Origin of the sequence: Delftia sp. SD018 (assembly GCF_017355445.1) — a bacterium.
Lineage (GTDB): Bacteria > Pseudomonadota > Gammaproteobacteria > Burkholderiales > Burkholderiaceae_C > Comamonas > Comamonas acidovorans.
The window spans coordinates 390,520-407,575 of sequence record NZ_JADDRN010000001.1 but is presented as its reverse complement, the minus strand read 5'-3'; the positions used below and the strand labels follow the sequence as shown (position 1 = coordinate 407,575).

Genomic DNA, 17,056 nt, shown 5'->3' with positions numbered 1-17,056 from the left:
CCCGCCGCCCTACAGGGAAAGCCGCGATGAGGCCCGCAGCAGCTGGCTCACCAGCTGCGTGGCGGCCAGCAGCCGGGGCAGCAGTTGCCCGCGCATCATCTCGGCGCTGTTGCGGTTGGCCTGGCCGCTGATGTTGAGCGCAGCCACGGTGCGCCCGGCCGCGTTCTTCACGGGCGCCGCGATGGAGATCAGGCCTTCGGCCAGTTCCTGGTCCACCAGTGCCCAGCCCTGGGCGCGCACCTCCAGAATGCGCTGGCGCAGGCGGTCATCATCCTGCTCGGTCAGGGCCGTGAACTGCCGGCGCTCGCGCGCATCCAGCAGGGCCTGCAGGGATTCATCGCTCTCGCCGGCCAGCAGCACGCGCCCCATCGAGGTCCAGCAGGCCGGCAGGCGCGAGCCAACGCCGAGGTTGGTGCTCATGATCTTGTGGGTGTGCACGCGCAGCACATAGACGATGTCGCCGCCATCGAGCACGGCGGCCGAGCAGGACTCCTTGACCTCGTCGACCAGGTTTTCCATCACGGGCTCGGCCAGGTTCCAGACCGGGGTGGAGCTGAGGTAGGCAAAGCCCAGTTCCATGATGCGCGGCGTGAGCTGGAACAGCTTGCCGTCGCTCTTCACATAGCCCAGCGTCTGCAGCGTCAGCAGGATGCGCCGGGCCCCGGCACGCGTGAGCCCCGTGCGCGCCGCCACCTCGCTGAGCGTCTGCGCAGGCGCCTCGGCGCTGAACGAGCGGATCACGCCCAGGCCGCGCGCAAAGGACTGCACATAGCTGTCGCCGGGGCGCGGCGTGCCGCTCTCTTCTTCTGCCCCACCTGTGGAAATTACGGAAGCGGCATTTTTTTCCATGGCTCTATAATTCTTTCTGCGAACTTTTGTTCTACATACGAACATTTTAGCGCAGCGCCAGCGGCCTGCATACCGGAGACAAGCAAGTGATCAACAAAATCACCGACACCATCGCCGAGGCGTTGTCGGGCGTCCAGGACGGCTCCACCGTGCTGATCGGGGGCTTCGGCACCTCGGGCAATCCCACCGAACTCATCGACGGCCTGATCGCCCAGGGCGCACGCGAGCTGACCGTGGTCAACAACAACGCGGGCAACGGAGACCAGGGGCTGGCCGCCCTGCTCAAGAGCGGCCAGGTGCGCAAGATCATCTGCAGCTTCCCCCGCCAGGTGGACAGCTGGGTGTTCGACGACCTGTACCGCAGCGGCAAGATCGAGCTGGAACTCGTGCCCCAGGGCAACCTGGCCGAGCGCCTGCGCGCCGCCGGCGCCGGCATCGGCGGCTTCTTCTGCCCCACGGCCTATGGCACGGAGCTGGCCAACGGCAAGGAAACGCGCGAGATCAACGGCAAGCACTATGTGCTGGAGCATCCCATCCACGGCGACGTGGCGCTGGTCAAGGCCGAGAAGGGCGACCGCTGGGGCAACCTGACCTACCGCATGTCGGCCCGCAACTTCGGGCCCGTGATGGCCACGGCGGCCAAGCACACGATTGCCACCGTGCACGAGATCGTGGAGCTGGGCGCGCTGAACCCCGAGGCCGTGGTCACGCCCGGCATCTACGTGAGCCAGATCGTGAAGATCGACCGCGTGGCCACCCAGGCCGGCGGCTTCAAGAAAACCGCATGAGCGCCCCAACCGCCGAAAGCAAGAGCATGAGCAGCTACCAGAAACGCAGCAAGCAAGAGCTGGCCCGGCGCGTGGCCGAAGACATCTTCGACGGCGCCTATGTCAACCTGGGCATCGGCATGCCCACCCAGGTGGCCAACCACATCCCGGCCGGCCGCGAGGTCATCCTGCAAAGCGAGAACGGCATCCTGGGCATGGGCCCGGCGCCCGCCGAAGGCCAGGAGGACTATGACCTGACCAATGCCGGCAAGCAGCCCGTCACCCTGCTGCCGGGCGGCTGCTACTTCCACCATGCCGACAGCTTCGCCATGATGCGCGGCGGCCACCTGGACATCTGCGTGCTGGGCGCCTTCCAGGTCTCGGCCACGGGCGACCTGGCCAACTGGAGCACAGGCGAGGCCGGTGCCATTCCCGCCGTGGGCGGCGCCATGGACCTGGCCGTGGGTGCACGCCAGACCTGGGTGATGATGGACCTGCTGACCAAGACCGGCGAATGCAAGGTCGTCGAGGCCTGCAGCTATCCGCTCACGGGCCTGTCCTGCGTCAAGCGTATCTACACCGACCTGTGCACGCTGGAATGCACGCCCGAGGGCCTGCGCCTGATCGACACCGTGCCCGGCCTCTCGCACGCCGAGCTGCAGTCCATCGTGGGCCTGCCCATCAAGGACGCGACGGCCACGGCCTGATCCCTCAGCTCCCCACCCAGTGGGTGCGCGGCGGCGCACCCCGGCACCTCTTCATTCTTTTCCCAGGAGACACCATGAGCCAGTCCAACCAGGCCTTCATCTGCGACGCCATCCGCACCCCCTTCGGCCGCTACGGCGGCGCCCTGTCCCCGGTGCGTGCCGATGACCTCGGCGCCGTGCCGATCAAGGCGCTGATGGAGCGCAACCCCGGCGTGGACTGGACGGCCGTGGCCGACGTGCTCTACGGCTGCGCCAACCAGGCCGGCGAAGACAACCGCAACGTGGCACGCATGTCCGCCCTGCTGGCCGGCCTGCCCATCGATGTGCCGGGCGCCACCATCAACCGCCTGTGCGGCTCGGGCCTGGACGCCGTGGGCACGGCCGCGCGCGCCATCAAGGCGGGCGAGGCCCGCCTGATGATCGCGGGCGGCGTGGAAAGCATGAGCCGTGCGCCCTTCGTCATGCCCAAGGCAGAAAGCGCCTTCAGCCGCAGCAACGCCGTCTATGACACCACCATCGGCTGGCGCTTCGTCAACAAGCTGATGAAGCAGCAGTACGGCGTGGACTCCATGCCCGAGACGGCAGAGAACGTGGCCGACGACTTCAAGATCGAGCGCGAAGCCCAGGACCGCATGGCCCTGGCCAGCCAGCAAAAGGCCGCCGCCGCCATCGCGGCCGGCTACCTGGCCAAGGAAATCGTGTCCGTGTCCATTGCCCAGAAAAAGGGCGACGCCATCGTGGTGAGCCAGGACGAGCATCCGCGCGCCACCACCATCGAGGCGCTGGCCAAGCTCAAGGGCGTGGTGCGCCCGGATGGCACGGTGACGGCCGGCAATGCCAGCGGCGTGAACGACGGCGCCTGCGCCCTGCTGCTGGCCAACGAGGAAGCCGCCAGGCAATACAACCTGGTGCCGCGCGCCCGCGTGGTCGGCATGGCCGTGGCCGGCGTGGCGCCGCGCATCATGGGCTTCGGCCCCGCGCCCGCCGTGCGCAAGGTGCTGGCCCTGACCGGCCTGACGCTGGAGCAGATGGACGTGATCGAGCTGAACGAAGCCTTTGCCGCGCAGGGCCTGGCCGTGCTGCGCGATCTGGGCATTGCCGACGACGACCGCCGCGTCAACCAATGGGGCGGCGCCATTGCGCTGGGCCATCCGCTGGGCGCCTCCGGCGCGCGCCTGGCCACCACCGCCGTGAACCAGCTGCACACGCTGGGCGGCCGCTACGCGCTGTGCACCATGTGCATCGGCGTGGGCCAGGGCATTGCCGTGATCCTGGAAAAGGTCTGAGACAGCGATGAGCACCGTGGATAACAAGACACCCGTCACCGTGGTCAGCGGCGCCAGCAACGGCATCGGCCGCGCCATCGCCGAGGCCCTGCTGGCCCAGGGCCGCGCCGTGGTCAACCTCGACTATGTGCTGCCCGACTGGAGCCATCCGCTGCTGGTGAGCTACCAGGCCGACCTGACCAGCGAGCAGGCCACGGCCGAGGCGGCGGCACGCATTGCCGCCGCGCACAACGTGGTGGCCCTGGTCAACAACGCGGGCGCCACGCGCCCCGGCACCATCGACAACGCCAGCACCCAGCATCTCGACGACGTGGTGGGACTGCACCTGCGCGCGCCCATGCTGCTGGTCCAGGCCTTCCTGCCCACACTGCGTGCCTGCGGCGAGGGGCGCATCGTGAACATGTCCTCGCGCGCCGCGCTGGGCAAGCCCGACCGCATCGTCTACTCGGCGACCAAGGCGGGCCTGATCGGCCTGACGCGCACCCTGGCCATGGAACTGGGCCGCGACCGCATCACGGTCAACGCCCTGGGCCCCGGCCCTATCGCCACCGAGCTGTTCACCAAGAGCAACCCCGAGGGCGCGCCGCAGACCCAGCGCATCCTCAACAGCATTGCCGTGGGCCGCATGGGCACACCGGAGGACGTGGCCCGCGCCGCGCTGTTCTTCCTGTCGCCCGACAACGGCTTCATCACCGGCCAGGTGCTCTACATCTGCGGCGGCACCACGCTGGGCGTGGCGCCCGTCTGACCGAACGTCGGACCGACCGTCTGACCGAACGCCTTCCCAGGCACAACCCCCTTCAAGAAGAACCACTGGAAGCGCCCGCCTGCACAGGCGGGCGCCACACAGGGCCCTGCCCTGGCCCAGCCCGACCTTGCCGGGCCCGGCCATCCACCTTATTGCCGAATCAGGAGACCTCTCGATGTCCGATCAAACCACCCACTTCACCCGCCGCCGTGGCCTGCAGGCGCTGGCCGCCGCATCCCTGACCGCGCTCGGCGCCCTGTCCGGCACCGCCGCCCTGGCCCAGGACGGCTTCCCCAGCAAGCCCATCACCATCCTCGTGCCCTTCGCCGCTGGCGGCACCACCGACATCCTGGCGCGCATCGTCGCCCAGGCGCTGCAGCAGGAACTGGGCCAGACCGTGATCGTGGACAACAAGCCCGGCGCTGGCGGCAACATCGGCGCCGTGGCCGCCGCACGTGCACCGGCCGACGGCTACACGCTGTTCATGGGCACCGTGGGCACGCATGCCATCAATGCCGCGCTCTACGCCAAGCCCGGCTTCGACCCCATCAAGGACTTCTCGCCCCTGACGCGCGTGGCCAACGTGCCCAACCTGCTGGTGGCCCACCCCAGCCAGCCGTTCAAGACCGTCAAGGAAATGATCGCCTACGCGCGCGCCAATCCCGGCAAGCTGAACTACGGCTCCTCGGGCAGCGGCAGCTCCATCCACCTGTCGGGCGAGCTGTTCCGCTCCATGACGGGCCTGGACATGGTGCACGTGCCCTACAAGGGCAGCGCCCCGGCCATCACCGACCTGCTGGGCAACCAGATCGCCATCATGTTCGACAACATGCCCTCGGCCATCCAGCATGTGCGCTCGGGCAAGCTGCGTCCCATCGCCGTGACCACGGCCAAGCGCTCGCCCGAACTGCCCGACGTGCCCACCGTGGCCGAAGCCGGCGTGCCCGGCTACGAGGCCACTTCGTGGTTCGGCCTCTGGACCCAGGCCAAGACACCCGCCGCCGTGCAGCAGCGCCTGTACACGGCCATTGCCAAGGTGCTCAAGGACCCGGCCGTGGTCAAGAAGATCAACGACCAGGGCGGTGATGTCGTGATCGACACGCCGGCCGAATTCCTCGCCTACATCAAGGCCGAATCGACGAAGTGGAGCAAGGTCGTAAAAGACTCTGGAGCGCAGGTGTAACTGGCCTCCCCCTGAGCCGCTGCGCGGCTTCCCCCTGAAGGGGGGACGGCGCCATCGCCGCGAGGCGGCTCTTGCTCGGCGCCCCTGGTGTTAGGCTGCGCCGGTTTCCAGCGCCATGCGTTTGAGCATTGAAATGGGGAATAAAAAAGAGCTGCCTCCGGGCAGCTCTTTGCATTGGGGTGTCAGGTGCTCAATCCAGCAAGTCGGAGTAGTCGCCCTTGTCATAGCCTTCGATGGCCTTCCAGGGCTGGGCCAGCGGTGCGGGCAGCTTGCTGGCGGTGACCACGATGCGCTCGGTGCCGTGGGAGTCGCTGCGCTCCACGCGGCGGGCGAACTGGTTGGCCACGTCCCAGTCGATGACGGTGGTCTGCTCGCCTGCCGTGCCGCGGTAGCGCTGCACGCCGTTGTGCGGCTTGCCCACGCGCTCCATGCCCTGCAGCGCGGTGGGAGGCACGATCCAGTACACGTTGTCGAAGGAGCCGCCGTAGCCGACGTTGCCGTGGTGGGCCAGGTCCACGCTGATGACGCGGCGCAGCTTGGCCAGGATGACTTCCACGCCCACCTTGCCGTCATCGGCGCGGCGGATGGACAGGGGTGCGGCGCGGGCTTCGTCATGGGCGTGGCCGGCGTGCGGGCCATGGGCGTGGTCATGGCCGTGGTCCTGGCTCTGGCGCAGGGCGGCGGGCATTTCGCGCTCTATCCACAGCAGGGCCTTGCGGCGGTAGACGCGGTTGGTATAGACGCTGCTGCGCTGCACGCCGTCGCTGCCCACGCTCATGGCTTCGTAGGTGATGCGCAGGTCGGCTTCGGGCGTGGCCTGTACGGCGGCCGTGGTGCGCGCCACGGAATCAGCGGGGACTGCGGCCGTGGGTACGGGTGCCGCCGCCTTGGCCGGCTCGGCGGCCCATGCTGCGGAGACGGAACAGGCCAGCAGCGCGGCCGCGTAGATGTGGCGCGCCGCGCGCGGCGCCGGAAGGGAAAGCGTCATGGAATCCAGCCAATGCGAAAAAACCGGGGCCGGGCACACGCATGTGCCACGGCTCCGGCCAGGGGTTGGCAAGCAGCCAACGAAGGAAGAAACAATTACAGGCCAGCGGCTTCGCGGACCTTGGAGAACACCTTGGTGTTGTCCATCGTGCCCTTGAAGATCTTGGCGCCCGCGCCGCCGGCGAACAGCATCACGTCGCCGCCGCCATGGGTCTCGGAGCCCGGCGTGCCCAGGTTCAGGCCGACTTCCTGCAGGTAGTTGTCGTCCGTGGTGTCCACGGCCGTCACGTCGTCGCGCGAGGCGCCGCGCGTGGGAGCGATCCAGGGCTTGTTGCCATCTTCGGCATTGACCTGGCTGGAGGCCGTGGCGTTGGGACGTCCGCCGTTGCCGAAGGCCAGCGTGGTGTAGGGCTTGCCGTCCTGGGCCTTGGCCATCTGGCCGGTCTGGTAGTCCTGCACCTTGCCCAGGATGGGATTGCCGATCTTGGAGTAGCCGTTGAACACCATGTTGTGGTCGTGATCGGCCGTGACCACGATCAGCGTGTTCTTCAGGCCCGGGTCCTTCTTTTCCATGTAGGCCATGGCGGTCTCGATGGCGCGGTCGAAGGCCAGCGTGTCTTCCAGCGCGCGCTTGGCATTGGTGCCGTGCAGTGCGTGGTCGATGCGGCCGCCTTCCACCATCAGGAAGAAGCCCTTGTCATTGCGGCTGAGCACGTCCAGCGCCTTGCCGGTCATGTCGGCCAGGCTGGGCTCGTCCAGCTTTTGCTTGACGCGGTCCAGCTCGTAGGCCATTTCGCTTTGCGTGAACAGGCCCAGCAGCTTGGGGGCCTTGGTCGCGTCCAGGGCCGACAGCTCGCTGCCCTTGGCGACATAGGCGTAGCCCTTGGCCTTCATCATGTCCACGAGGTTGGCCGTGTCCGTGCGCTTGCTGCTGGGGTTGACCGACTTGGGCAGGTAGTTGCGCTGGCCGCCGCCCATGAGCACGTCGATGCCGTCGCCCAGCTTGGCGTTGTAGTTGGCATGGCCGGGCACGGACTGCTCGGCAATGCTGTTGTAGCCATTGCGGTTGCAGATGTGGGCGTAGGTGGCCGCAGGCGTCGCATGGCCCACGCGCGTGGTGGAGATGGCTCCCACGGCGCGGCCCTTGGCCTTGGACAGTTCCAGCAGGGTCTGCGCGGGCTGGCCGTTGCCGGCCGGGCAGGTGGTGTCCTCGCCGTTGATGTACTGCTGGCCGTTGGCCGCATAGGCCAGGGTCTCGGCCGACATGGAGATGACTTCGTTGTTCATCTTCACGCCGGTCATGTAGGCCGCCATCGAAGGCGCGCTGTCCGTGGTCTGGCCATCGCGCGAGAAGGTCTTGACGCGGCTGGCGTAAGGCAGGGACTGCATGGTCAGCGTGGCGCGCTCGCTGCTGGTCAGTGCCGTGGGATTGGCAGCCAGCTGCTTCTCACCCTTGTAGATGCGCGCGGCGGTCACGGTGACCGGACCCATGCCGTCGCCGAGGAAGAAGATGACGTTCTTGGCCTCGCCAGCCGCATGGGCGGCGGGTGCCAGCAGCGCCAGCGCGCCGGCCGCAGCCAGGGCGAGGGAGGTCTTTTGGAGGATCGGATGCATGTGGAATTCCTTGAGTGCCTTGAATGCAGCGTGCGGCATCACAAGCCGATGCTCTTCTTGATCAGGTTGAACACGGCCGTGTTGTCGATCACGCCCGAGAACGTATCGGCACCCATGCCTTGCGCGCCCAGGAACACGTCGCCGCCGCCGTGGGTTTCGGAGGCCAGGGGCACCACGGCCTCCTGCAGGTAGTCGGGGCTCTCCAGCGAGGCCGCGTCGATGGGACCCCGCGTGGCCAGGCGCTTGGGACCGTTGCCGAAGCCCAGGATGGTGTAGGGATTGCCATCCACATCGGTGGAGGCCTTGCCGTCCACGTAGTTCTTGACCAGGCCCAGCACGCCGGGCTTGCCGGCCTCGGTCTTGCCGGTGCGCGCGGCATAGCCGTTCAGGTGCAGCGTGTGGTCATGGTCGGCGGTGACGACGATCAGCGTGTTCTTCAGGCCCGGATCGAGCTTGGCCATCTTGTCCAGCGCGGTCTGAATGGCGTTGTCGAAGGCCACCGTGTCCTGCAGCGCACGGCGCGCGTTGGTGGCGTGCAGCGCATGGTCGATGCGGCCGCCTTCCACCATCAGGAAAAAGCCCTTCTTCTTAGCCGACAGTGCGTCGATGGCCTTGCCGGTCATCTCGGCCAGGCTCGGTTCCTTGGTCGCATCGCGGTCCAGGTCATAGGCCATGTGGTCCTTGGTGAACAGGCCGGCAATCTTGCTGCCATCCACGGGCAGCTTGTCGAACTCGCTCTTGTTGGCGGCGTAGCTGTACTTCTGCGTCTTGAACTCGGCGATCAGGTTGCGGCTGTCGTTGCGGCGGCCGCCGTCGGCCTTGGGCGTGAAGTAGTAGGAGCCGCCACCCAGGATCACGTCCACGCCGTCACCGAGCTTGCTGTTGTAGCCGGAGCCTCCGGGCACCAGGGCCGCGGCGATGGTGTTCTCCGCATCGCGGTGGCAGACGTGCGAGTAGGTGGTTGCCGGCGTGGCATGCGTGATGCGCGCGGTGGAGACCACGCCCGTGCCGTAGCCGGCGGACTTCATCTGCTCGAGCAGCGTGGGAACGGCCTGGCCGTTGCCGCTGGGGCAGGTGCTGTCGTAGTTGGTGTGATAGGCCTTGCCCGCAGCGTCCGTGGCCTTGGTGTCGGGCGTCATGGAGATGACTTCGTTGTTCATCTTCACGCCGGTCATGTAGGCGGCCATCGAGGGCGCGCTGTCCGTCACCTGGGCGTCGTTCGAGAAGGTGTGGACGAAGGCCGTCTCGGGCAGCTTGTCCATGGTCAGCTCACCGTCTTCACCCACGCTGTAGATGCGTGCGGCGGTCATGGTGGTGATGCCCATGCCATCGCCCAGGAAGAACAGCACGTTCTTGGTCGGAGCGGCTGCGGACGAACCGTCGCTGCCGCCACAGGCGCTCAACAGCAGCGAGGCACCAGCCAGCGCGCTGCACAACATCTTCAATTTCATGCGGATATCCCTCTGTAGGCAGGGGACCCCGCAGCACGGCCGCGCCCTCCCCCTGTTGATTGACCCGTGCACTGTAGGAGCGGCCTGTGACGAGCCCGTGACAGCAAGGCAGGAGCGGCAGGCGTATCGTTGCGGGGATGCACGGCCAGCCGGGGAGTACCCGGCCACCCCCGCGACTGAACAAGGAACCCCATGGACCAGAAAGCCCAAGCCCCGATCGCCTCGCACGCCACGGATGCGCCGCCCAAGCCGGTGCTCGACTACCCGTTCGAGGCGCCACCGCAGCGCGGACAGACGCTGGAGGTCGCACCCGGCGTGCTCTGGATACGCATGCCCCTGCCCTATGCGCTGGATCACATCAATCTCTGGGCCATCGATGACGGCCAGGGCTGGGCCATCGTCGATACCGGCGCGCGCACCGACGAAGGCGTGGCCACCTGGCGCGCGCTGTTCTCCCAATCCACCGACGGCCGCTCGCTGACGCGCGTGCTGGTCACCCACATGCACCCCGACCATGTGGGCCTGGCCGGCTGGCTGACGCGCAAGTTCCATGTGCCGCTGTACATGACGCGCCTGGAGTACCTCAACTGCCGCGTCGTGGTCTCGGACTGCAGCCGCGAGGCGCCACCCGACGCCATCGCCTTCTACCGCCGCGCAGGCTGGAGTGACAGCGCGCTGGAGTCCTACCGCGCCCGCTTCGGCAACTTCGGCAAGCACATCCACGCCCTGCCCGACAGCTACCGCCGCCTGCACGACGGCGAGGAACTGCGCATAGGAAAGCACCTGTGGCGCGTGGTGGTCGGCAGCGGCCACTCGCCCGAGCACGCCAGCCTCTACTGTCCCGATCTCAAGCTGCTGATCTCGGGCGACCAGGTGCTGCCGCGCATCTCGTCCAACGTCTCGGTCCATGCCATGGAGCCAGACGCCAACCCCATGGCCGACTGGATGGATTCTCTGGAAAAGGTCAGGCGCGAAGTGCCCGACGATGTGCTCGTCCTGCCCGCGCATGGCGATTGCTTTCGCGGCCTGCATGCGCGCATCGATTCGCTGGCCGCAGGCCAGGAACGCGCCAACGCCCGCTTGCTGGCCGCACTGGCCGAACCGCGTCGCGCCGTCGATGTCTTCGGCGCCCTGTTCTCACGCCCCATCAGCGAATCCAGCCCAGCCCTGCTGGGCATGGCCACGGGCGAAAGCCTGGCCTGCCTCAACCACCTGATGCATGCAGGGCAGGTGGAGCGCAGCATCGATGCCGATGGCATCGCCTGGTACCACGCCGTGGCGGGGGCCTGAGACTGCTGCAGGCAGCCGGCTCAGGCCGCCTGCAGCAGCGGATAGCGTTGTGCCATCGCATCCTGCAGGCCGAACTCCGCCAGGATGGCGCGCATGCGCTCGACCGCACTGCGCTTTTTCTGCCCCGTGTAACGCGCAATGATCAGCTCGTTCTTCATGCTGTGCTCCCAGCCCACCAGTTCGGTCACGGTGACCTGGTAGCCGCAGGCTTCCAGGTACAGGCAGCGCAGCACGTTGGTGAGCTGGCTGCCCATTTCGCGCGTGTGTATGGGATGGCGCCACAGTTCTGCCAGCGGCGTGCGCGTCAGGCTCAGCGCCTTGGTCTGGCGCAGGCAGGCAGCGACCTCGGCCTGGCAGCAGGGCACCAGCACCATGGCCTTGGCTTTCTTCTCCAGGCCGAAGGCGATGGCGTCGTCGGTGGCGGTGTCGCAGGCATGCAGGGCCGTGACCACGTCGAATTGCGCAGGCATGAAGTCGGCATGCGTGGATTCGGCCACCGACATGTTGAGGAAGCCCATGCGGTCGAAGCCCAGCTCGGCGGCCAGCTTCTGCGAAGCCTCCACCAGCGGCGCGCGCGTTTCTATGCCGTAGATGTGGCCGCGCCCCAGCGGCTTGAAATACAGGTCGTAGAGGATGAAGCCCAGGTAGGACTTGCCGGCGCCGTGGTCGGCCAGGGTGACCGCATGGTCGTCGGCCGACAGTTCTTCGAGGATGGGGGCGATGAACTGGTACAGGTGGTAGACCTGCTTGAGCTTGCGCCGCGAGTCCTGGTTGATCTTGCCTTCGCGCGTGAGGATGTGCAGCGCCTTGAGCAGTTCGATGGACTGGCCGGGCTTGAGGCCCAGCTGCTCGGTCACATCCTGCTCGGGTTTCGCGGCAGGCTTGCCTTGGCGCGCCTTCATTCGGCTGCACCCGGCTTGGCTGCATGCGCCACGGGGCAGCGCGCGCCCACGCCCATGTCCAGCCAACCTTCGATGCCGATCTTCTCCAGCGTCTCCATGTTGCGCTCGTAGATGGACTCCGCCTCGGGGAATGCTTCGACCGCCTTGTCTATGCTGTCCTCGCGCAGCAGGTGCAGCGTGGGATAGGGCGAGCGGTTGGTGCAGTTGGTGACGTCGTCGGCTTCGGTGCCCTCGAACTGGAACTGCGGATGGAACGAGGCCACCTGCAGGATGCCTCCCAGGTCCAGTTCCTCGACCATGGCGTCGGCCACTTCGAGGAAGTCGTTGAAGTCCAGGAACTCCTGCAGCGCATGGGGCAGGATCAGCAGCGTGGTGTCGCGCTTCTCAGGCGAGGCCTCGGCCAGCGCCTCCAGCTCGCGGTGCAGGTCCGCCGCCACGCCCTCGGCGTCGGTGGCCTGGCTGACCGTGTAGTGGATCTGGCCCTTGATGTGCACGCCCTTGGCGAAGGGGCACAGGTTCAGGCCGATCACGGCCTTTTCGAGCCAGTGCACCGTATCCTCGATCACGGTGACAGGCGGAAACTCGGCCGCGCGAATCTCGTGGTTGGTATCGGTCATGGCTGTGCCCTTCAAAAATGCGAACGGGGGCACTGCGCCCCCAGACATTGCGAAACCGTCCAGGAACCCTTCCCTGCCCTGTCACGCAGGGTCCGCATTCTAGCCGCGCCGCCCGGGCGATGCCGGTGCTCGGATTTCTCAGCCCAGCAGGCGCAGGCCTGTCAGCAGCTCATGTTCCCGGGCCGCGTAGCGATCCGTCATCCCGGCGATGAAGTCGGCCACCACCCGCGCACGCGCCGATACGTCCTCGGCCAGCATGGCCCGCTGCACAAAGCGCGGCTTCATGCGATCGGGCTCCACCATGTAGGCCGCAAACAGCTCGGCCACCACCTGCTGCGCGCCGTCCATGGTCTTCATCACCTGTTCATGGCGATAGAGATTGCGGAACAGGAACTGCTTGAGCTGCAGCGACTGCTGCCTCATGGTATCGCTGAAGCCCACCAGGGGGCCAGCCTGTGCGCGCACCTCATCGACCGAACAGGGTCGTGCCTGTGCAATGCGTTGCTGCGTGGCGGCGATCACGTCATAGACCTGGTCGCTGAGCATGCGGCGGATGCTTTCGTACAGCAGGCGCCGCTCGGCCAAAGGCATGCCCAGCTGGGGGTGCTCGGCCAGCGTTGCATCGTGATAGCGCGCGAACAAGGGAACGGCCTCGCGCAGCTGGGCCATGGTGATCAGGCCGGAGCGCACGCCATCGTCCACGTCATGGGCGTTGTAGGCAATGGCATCGGCCAGATTGCACAGCTGGGCCTCCAGCGAAGGCTGCCGGCCCAGCAAAAAGCGCTGGGCCACGCCACCGGGCTCCCGCGCTTCCAGGTGCTCGGCATTGGTGCGCGAACAGTGCTTGAGAATGCCCTCGCGCGTCTCGAAGCTCAGGTTGAGCCCGTCAAAGGCCGGATAGCGCTCCTCCAGCCGGTCCACCACGCGCAGGCTTTGCAGGTTGTGCTCAAAGCCGCCGTGCGGCTGCATGCAGGCATTGAGCGCGTCCTGGCCCGCATGGCCGAAGGGGGTGTGGCCCAGGTCGTGGGCCAGGCAGATGGCTTCGACCAGATCCTCGTCGAGCTGCAGGGACCGCGCGACCGAGCGGCCCAGTTGGGCCACCTCCAGCGAATGCGTCAGCCGTGTGCGGAACAGATCGCCTTCATGGTTGACGAAGACCTGGGTCTTGTAGACCAGCCGCCGGAAGGCCGAGGAATGGACGATGCGGTCCCGGTCGCGCTGGAAGTCGCTGCGCGTGGGCGCAGGCGCCTCCGGGAAACGCCGCCCCCGGCTGAACGCCGGGTTGCAGGCATAAGGGGCCAGGGCCTGTTTCTGCATTCGATCGCCTCATCATGCTGACGAGGCCACTCTAGCAGTTCCTGCTTGCCCCCTGCGCTGCGGATCAGGCGCAGCAGGCGTTGATGACCTCGCGCACCAGTGCGTCAGGGGCCGAACGCATGATGGCCTTGCCGGGGCCGTCGATGAGCACGAAGCGGATCTCGCCCGCCTCGGACTTCTTGTCCACGCGCATCAGTTCTAGATAGCGGCCAGCGTTGTCACGCGCATCCAGCACGGCGCCGCGCACCGGCAGGCCCGCACGTTCGATCAGCACGCGCAGCCTTTGCACAAAGGCGGCATCCACCAGGCCAAGGCGCTGCGACAGCTCGGCCGCCATGACCATGCCGGCGCCCACGCCTTCGCCGTGCAGCCAGTTGCCATAGCCCATGCCGGCCTCGATCGCGTGCCCGAAGGTGTGGCCAAAATTGAGAATGGCGCGCAATCCAGCCTCTTTCTCGTCCTGCCCCACGACCCAGGCCTTGATCTCCACGCTGCGCTTGATCGCGTGCGCCAGCGCACTGCGGTCGCGGGCGAGCAAGGCATCCATGTTCTCTTCCAGCCAGGCCAGGAAGTCCATGTCGGCGATCGGCCCGTACTTGATGACCTCGGCCAGGCCGGCGCTCAGCTCGCGCACGGGCAGCGTGTCCAGCGAAGCCAGGTCGCAAACCACCAGCTGCGGCTGGTAGAAGGCGCCGATCATGTTCTTGCCCAGCGGATGGTTGATGGCGGTCTTGCCGCCCACCGACGAATCCACCTGCGACAGCAGCGTGGTGGGCACCTGCACGAACGGCACGCCACGCATGTAGCTGGCGGCGGCAAAGCCGGTCATGTCGCCAATGACGCCACCGCCCAGCGCGAACAGCACGGTCTTGCGGTCGCAGCCGCCGGACAGCAGGTCGTCAAAGATCAGGTTCAGCGTCTGCCAGTCCTTGTGGGCCTCGCCATCGGGCAGCACCACGGTACGCACGCTGCGGTAGCGTTGTTCCAGCACGCGACGCAGTGCGGGCTCGTAGAGCGGCGCGACCACATCATTGCTGACGATCACGGCCTGGGCCGCAGAAGGCAGGGCGGCATAGGTCGCGGCCTGGTCCAGCAGGCCGGTGCCGATGGTGATCGGATAGGAACGGTCACCCAGGTCGATGGTCACGACCTGGGCGGCAGGCAAGGAGGAAGCGGTGGGCAAGATGGTGTCGCTCCAAGGCAGAAAGAGTGAAAGGAATTGCGCGACACGGCAGCGCGCCCGGCAACCGCCGATCTTAAAGAAAAAGGCCCCGGCAAGTGCCGAGGCCTTTGGTGTTCCACCTGACTGTGCTCAGGCCAGTTCCGCCTGCATGCGGATGCGCTGGGCGGCCTGCGCCACAGACAGACCCGATGTCTGGATCACGAAGTGAGCCGTCTCCAGATAAAGCGGCTCGCGTTGCAGCAGCAGCTCCCGCAGGCGCAGTGCCGGATCTTCCACCTGCAGCAAGGGCCGCGTCACATCGTTGCGCAGCCGCGCGGCGATGGCCTCTGGCGTGCAATCCAGATAGAAGACCTGGGTGCGCGCATGCAGATGGCGTCGGTTTTGCTCGCGCAGCACCACACCGCCGCCCGTGGACAGCAGCAGGCTGGATGTGGAGGCCGACAGCTCATCAATGACCTGCGACTCCATGTCTCGAAAAGCCTGCTCGCCCTCGCGCTCGAAAAACTCCCGGATGCTGCAGCCTATGCGCTGCTCGACCACATGATCCGCATCCACAAAACGCATCGACCACAGGCGCGCCAGCTGGCGCCCTATGGTCGATTTGCCGGAGCCGGGCAGGCCGATCAGGGCCACCCGGGTTACCAAGCCTGATACATCCATTTGCTGTTACCGCACGGGCCATGGGAAATCAAAATTATCTCCCATGGCCGCGAACGGCATCGCCTTTACGGCGTCGTGGTTGCCGGCTTGGCCACCGTGATGGTCACGTTCCTCGTGATCACCGTGTTGTCGGCATCCGTGACGCGCACGATCATGTTGAAGGCGCCATCCGCCGTCGGAGTACCCGACAAGATGCCGTCGCTGGACAACGCCAGCCCTTCGGGAGTGCCACCCAGACTCACCCACGTGTAGGGAGCGGTACCACCGGTTGCCGACAGTGCGTACGCCAGGGCCACACCACGGACGCCAGAGATGGTCGGTGCAGTGAAGGCCAGAGGTGCCTTGGCCGCAATGGTCACGGTCACGGTCTTGTCGACCACGGTGCCCTGTGCGTCCTGCACACGTACCAGCATGTTGAAGGTTCCGACCACAGTCGGCGTACCGGAAAGCACGCCGTCGCTGCTCAGGCGCATACCGTCTGGAACACCGCCCAGTGTCGACCAGCGGTAAGGAGGAATGCCGCCTGTTGCTGCAAAGCCGTACACCAGAGGCTGGTCCTTGACACCCGTGATGCTCAAGCCATCAGGCAGGGCCAGAGGCGTCTTGGCGATCTCATGGTAGACACCCACAACGGTATAGGCCCTGATGGGATCCTGAATGCCATTGCTGACATCATTGTCCCGGCGGTCCACGGTCGTTTCCAGCACGATGGCGCCGCTATCGGGGCCACTGGAAAGCGACAGCTGTGCAATGCCATTGAGCGAATTGACTTGCAACGAAGAGCCAGCCTTGGATCCAGAGATCAAGCGCGCACCTTCATAAGCCGAGCTGGGCAAAATCCGAACCTGCACATTGGGACTGGTGCCAGTGACCGGCTGATTGCGGTCGTCGACCACCTTCACTTCCAGTGCGACGTTGTTTCGCAGATTGGAGAGGTTGTCGCGGGAGCCCAGATAGCCAGGCGTCTGGGTCACGGCCAGCGTGCTGGCGGGAATCCCCTGCGCTGCACCGCCGACATTGACACTGGCAACAGCGCTCACCTGACGCTTATCGCGAGGATCGGTTACCGTGCAAGTCACACTCGCCACACCAGCTTTGTCGATTGCGTGCAAATGGAAAGTGGCACTGCCAGAATTGGAGCCCAACACAATGGAACGGCTGGCCGATATATTTCCTTTATCGTCCTTTTTATCCGTTCCATCCAGATAATACAGGACTGCCGAATCAAGGCCTGCAGTCATCGCACATTGAAAAATACCGTCTCCACCAGGAATAGGCATGCTCCCTTGTCGAGCCTCAACATACATCGTTGTTGTATATGCCGCATTCGCACCAATGTCAGGGCCCGTATTTCCCAGATTCACCGGAAGCTGCGTTTTATCCGCACGCAACGAAATGGTGTAAGGCTGACTTGTCTCTCCAGCACTCCCACCACCACCACCACACCCGACTAGACCGAGTGCCAGCATGGCACCGAATATGATTTTTTGCATGA

At 66.2% G+C, this 17,056-nt stretch carries 16 protein-coding genes; 6 read left to right on the top strand and 10 right to left on the bottom strand.

Annotated features, from left to right (window positions below):
- Positions 1-9 precede the first annotated feature (9 nt).
- Positions 10-849: an IclR family transcriptional regulator C-terminal domain-containing protein gene (locus INR38_RS01825; RefSeq protein WP_207441727.1), complete on the bottom strand. Its 840-nt coding sequence runs from the start codon at positions 847-849 to the stop codon at positions 10-12.
- An 86-nt stretch (positions 850-935) separates the two neighbouring features.
- On the opposite strand from INR38_RS01825, the gene INR38_RS01820 reads away from it, so the two are divergent.
- From INR38_RS01820 to INR38_RS01800, 5 genes are all read left to right on the top strand, one after another.
- On the top strand, positions 936-1,637 hold the full coding sequence (locus INR38_RS01820) for a 3-oxoacid CoA-transferase subunit A (RefSeq protein WP_207441719.1): 702 nt from the start codon (positions 936-938) through the stop codon (positions 1,635-1,637).
- A gap of 26 nt (positions 1,638-1,663) precedes the next feature.
- A complete protein-coding gene (locus INR38_RS01815) occupies positions 1,664-2,323 on the top strand; it encodes a 3-oxoacid CoA-transferase subunit B (protein ID WP_026062883.1) in 660 nt (219 codons plus the stop codon).
- Between the two features lie 74 nt (positions 2,324-2,397).
- Positions 2,398-3,609 (top strand): 3-oxoadipyl-CoA thiolase, encoded by a 1,212-nt coding sequence (gene pcaF / locus INR38_RS01810; RefSeq protein WP_012207361.1) that lies wholly within the window; start codon positions 2,398-2,400, stop codon positions 3,607-3,609.
- A gap of 7 nt (positions 3,610-3,616) precedes the next feature.
- Entirely contained in the window at positions 3,617-4,357 is a 741-nt protein-coding gene (locus tag INR38_RS01805) for an SDR family oxidoreductase (RefSeq protein ID WP_207441717.1), read from the top strand.
- 175 nt (positions 4,358-4,532) lie between these two features.
- A complete protein-coding gene (locus tag INR38_RS01800) occupies positions 4,533-5,540 on the top strand; it encodes a tripartite tricarboxylate transporter substrate binding protein (RefSeq protein WP_012207363.1) in 1,008 nt (335 codons plus the stop codon).
- A gap of 190 nt (positions 5,541-5,730) precedes the next feature.
- Here INR38_RS01800 and INR38_RS01795 read toward each other — a convergent pair whose 3' ends face one another.
- The 3 genes from INR38_RS01795 to INR38_RS01785 form a co-directional block, all read right to left on the bottom strand.
- Entirely contained in the window at positions 5,731-6,528 is a 798-nt protein-coding gene (locus INR38_RS01795) for a hypothetical protein (RefSeq protein ID WP_207441716.1), read from the bottom strand.
- 95 nt (positions 6,529-6,623) lie between these two features.
- Complete coding sequence (locus INR38_RS01790) at positions 6,624-8,141, bottom strand: alkaline phosphatase (protein ID WP_063328266.1); 1,518 nt, start codon at positions 8,139-8,141, stop codon at positions 6,624-6,626.
- A 38-nt stretch (positions 8,142-8,179) separates the two neighbouring features.
- The gene (locus INR38_RS01785; protein WP_016450982.1) at positions 8,180-9,592 is read right to left on the bottom strand and encodes an alkaline phosphatase; all 1,413 of its coding nucleotides are present in this window, start codon (positions 9,590-9,592) and stop codon (positions 8,180-8,182) included.
- A gap of 192 nt (positions 9,593-9,784) precedes the next feature.
- Between INR38_RS01785 and INR38_RS01780 the strand changes: the two genes are divergently transcribed.
- Positions 9,785-10,882 carry an MBL fold metallo-hydrolase gene (locus tag INR38_RS01780; protein WP_016450981.1) on the top strand — a complete coding sequence of 366 codons (1,098 nt, stop codon included), beginning with the start codon at positions 9,785-9,787 and terminating at the stop codon, positions 10,880-10,882.
- A gap of 20 nt (positions 10,883-10,902) precedes the next feature.
- Here INR38_RS01780 and INR38_RS01775 read toward each other — a convergent pair whose 3' ends face one another.
- The 6 genes from INR38_RS01775 to INR38_RS01750 all read right to left on the bottom strand — a co-directional run bounded on the left by INR38_RS01775 (position 10,903) and on the right by INR38_RS01750 (position 17,054).
- Positions 10,903-11,784: an SAM-dependent methyltransferase gene (locus tag INR38_RS01775; RefSeq protein WP_096913954.1), complete on the bottom strand. Its 882-nt coding sequence runs from the start codon at positions 11,782-11,784 to the stop codon at positions 10,903-10,905.
- Positions 11,781-12,401 (bottom strand): DUF1415 domain-containing protein, encoded by a 621-nt coding sequence (locus INR38_RS01770; protein WP_012207370.1) that lies wholly within the window; start codon positions 12,399-12,401, stop codon positions 11,781-11,783. The genes INR38_RS01775 and INR38_RS01770 overlap by 4 nt, the downstream gene beginning before the upstream one ends.
- Positions 12,402-12,539: 138 nt before the next feature.
- Positions 12,540-13,718, bottom strand: a complete 1,179-nt coding sequence (locus INR38_RS01765) for a deoxyguanosinetriphosphate triphosphohydrolase (RefSeq protein ID WP_099750845.1) — start codon at positions 13,716-13,718, stop codon at positions 12,540-12,542.
- 64 nt (positions 13,719-13,782) lie between these two features.
- The gene (aroB, locus tag INR38_RS01760; protein ID WP_207441714.1) at positions 13,783-14,901 is read right to left on the bottom strand and encodes a 3-dehydroquinate synthase; all 1,119 of its coding nucleotides are present in this window, start codon (positions 14,899-14,901) and stop codon (positions 13,783-13,785) included.
- Between the two features lie 129 nt (positions 14,902-15,030).
- On the bottom strand, positions 15,031-15,561 hold the full coding sequence (locus INR38_RS01755) for a shikimate kinase (RefSeq protein WP_013800765.1): 531 nt from the start codon (positions 15,559-15,561) through the stop codon (positions 15,031-15,033).
- A 65-nt stretch (positions 15,562-15,626) separates the two neighbouring features.
- Positions 15,627-17,054: an Ig domain-containing protein gene (locus INR38_RS01750; protein WP_207441712.1), complete on the bottom strand. Its 1,428-nt coding sequence runs from the start codon at positions 17,052-17,054 to the stop codon at positions 15,627-15,629.
- Positions 17,055-17,056 lie beyond the last annotated feature (2 nt).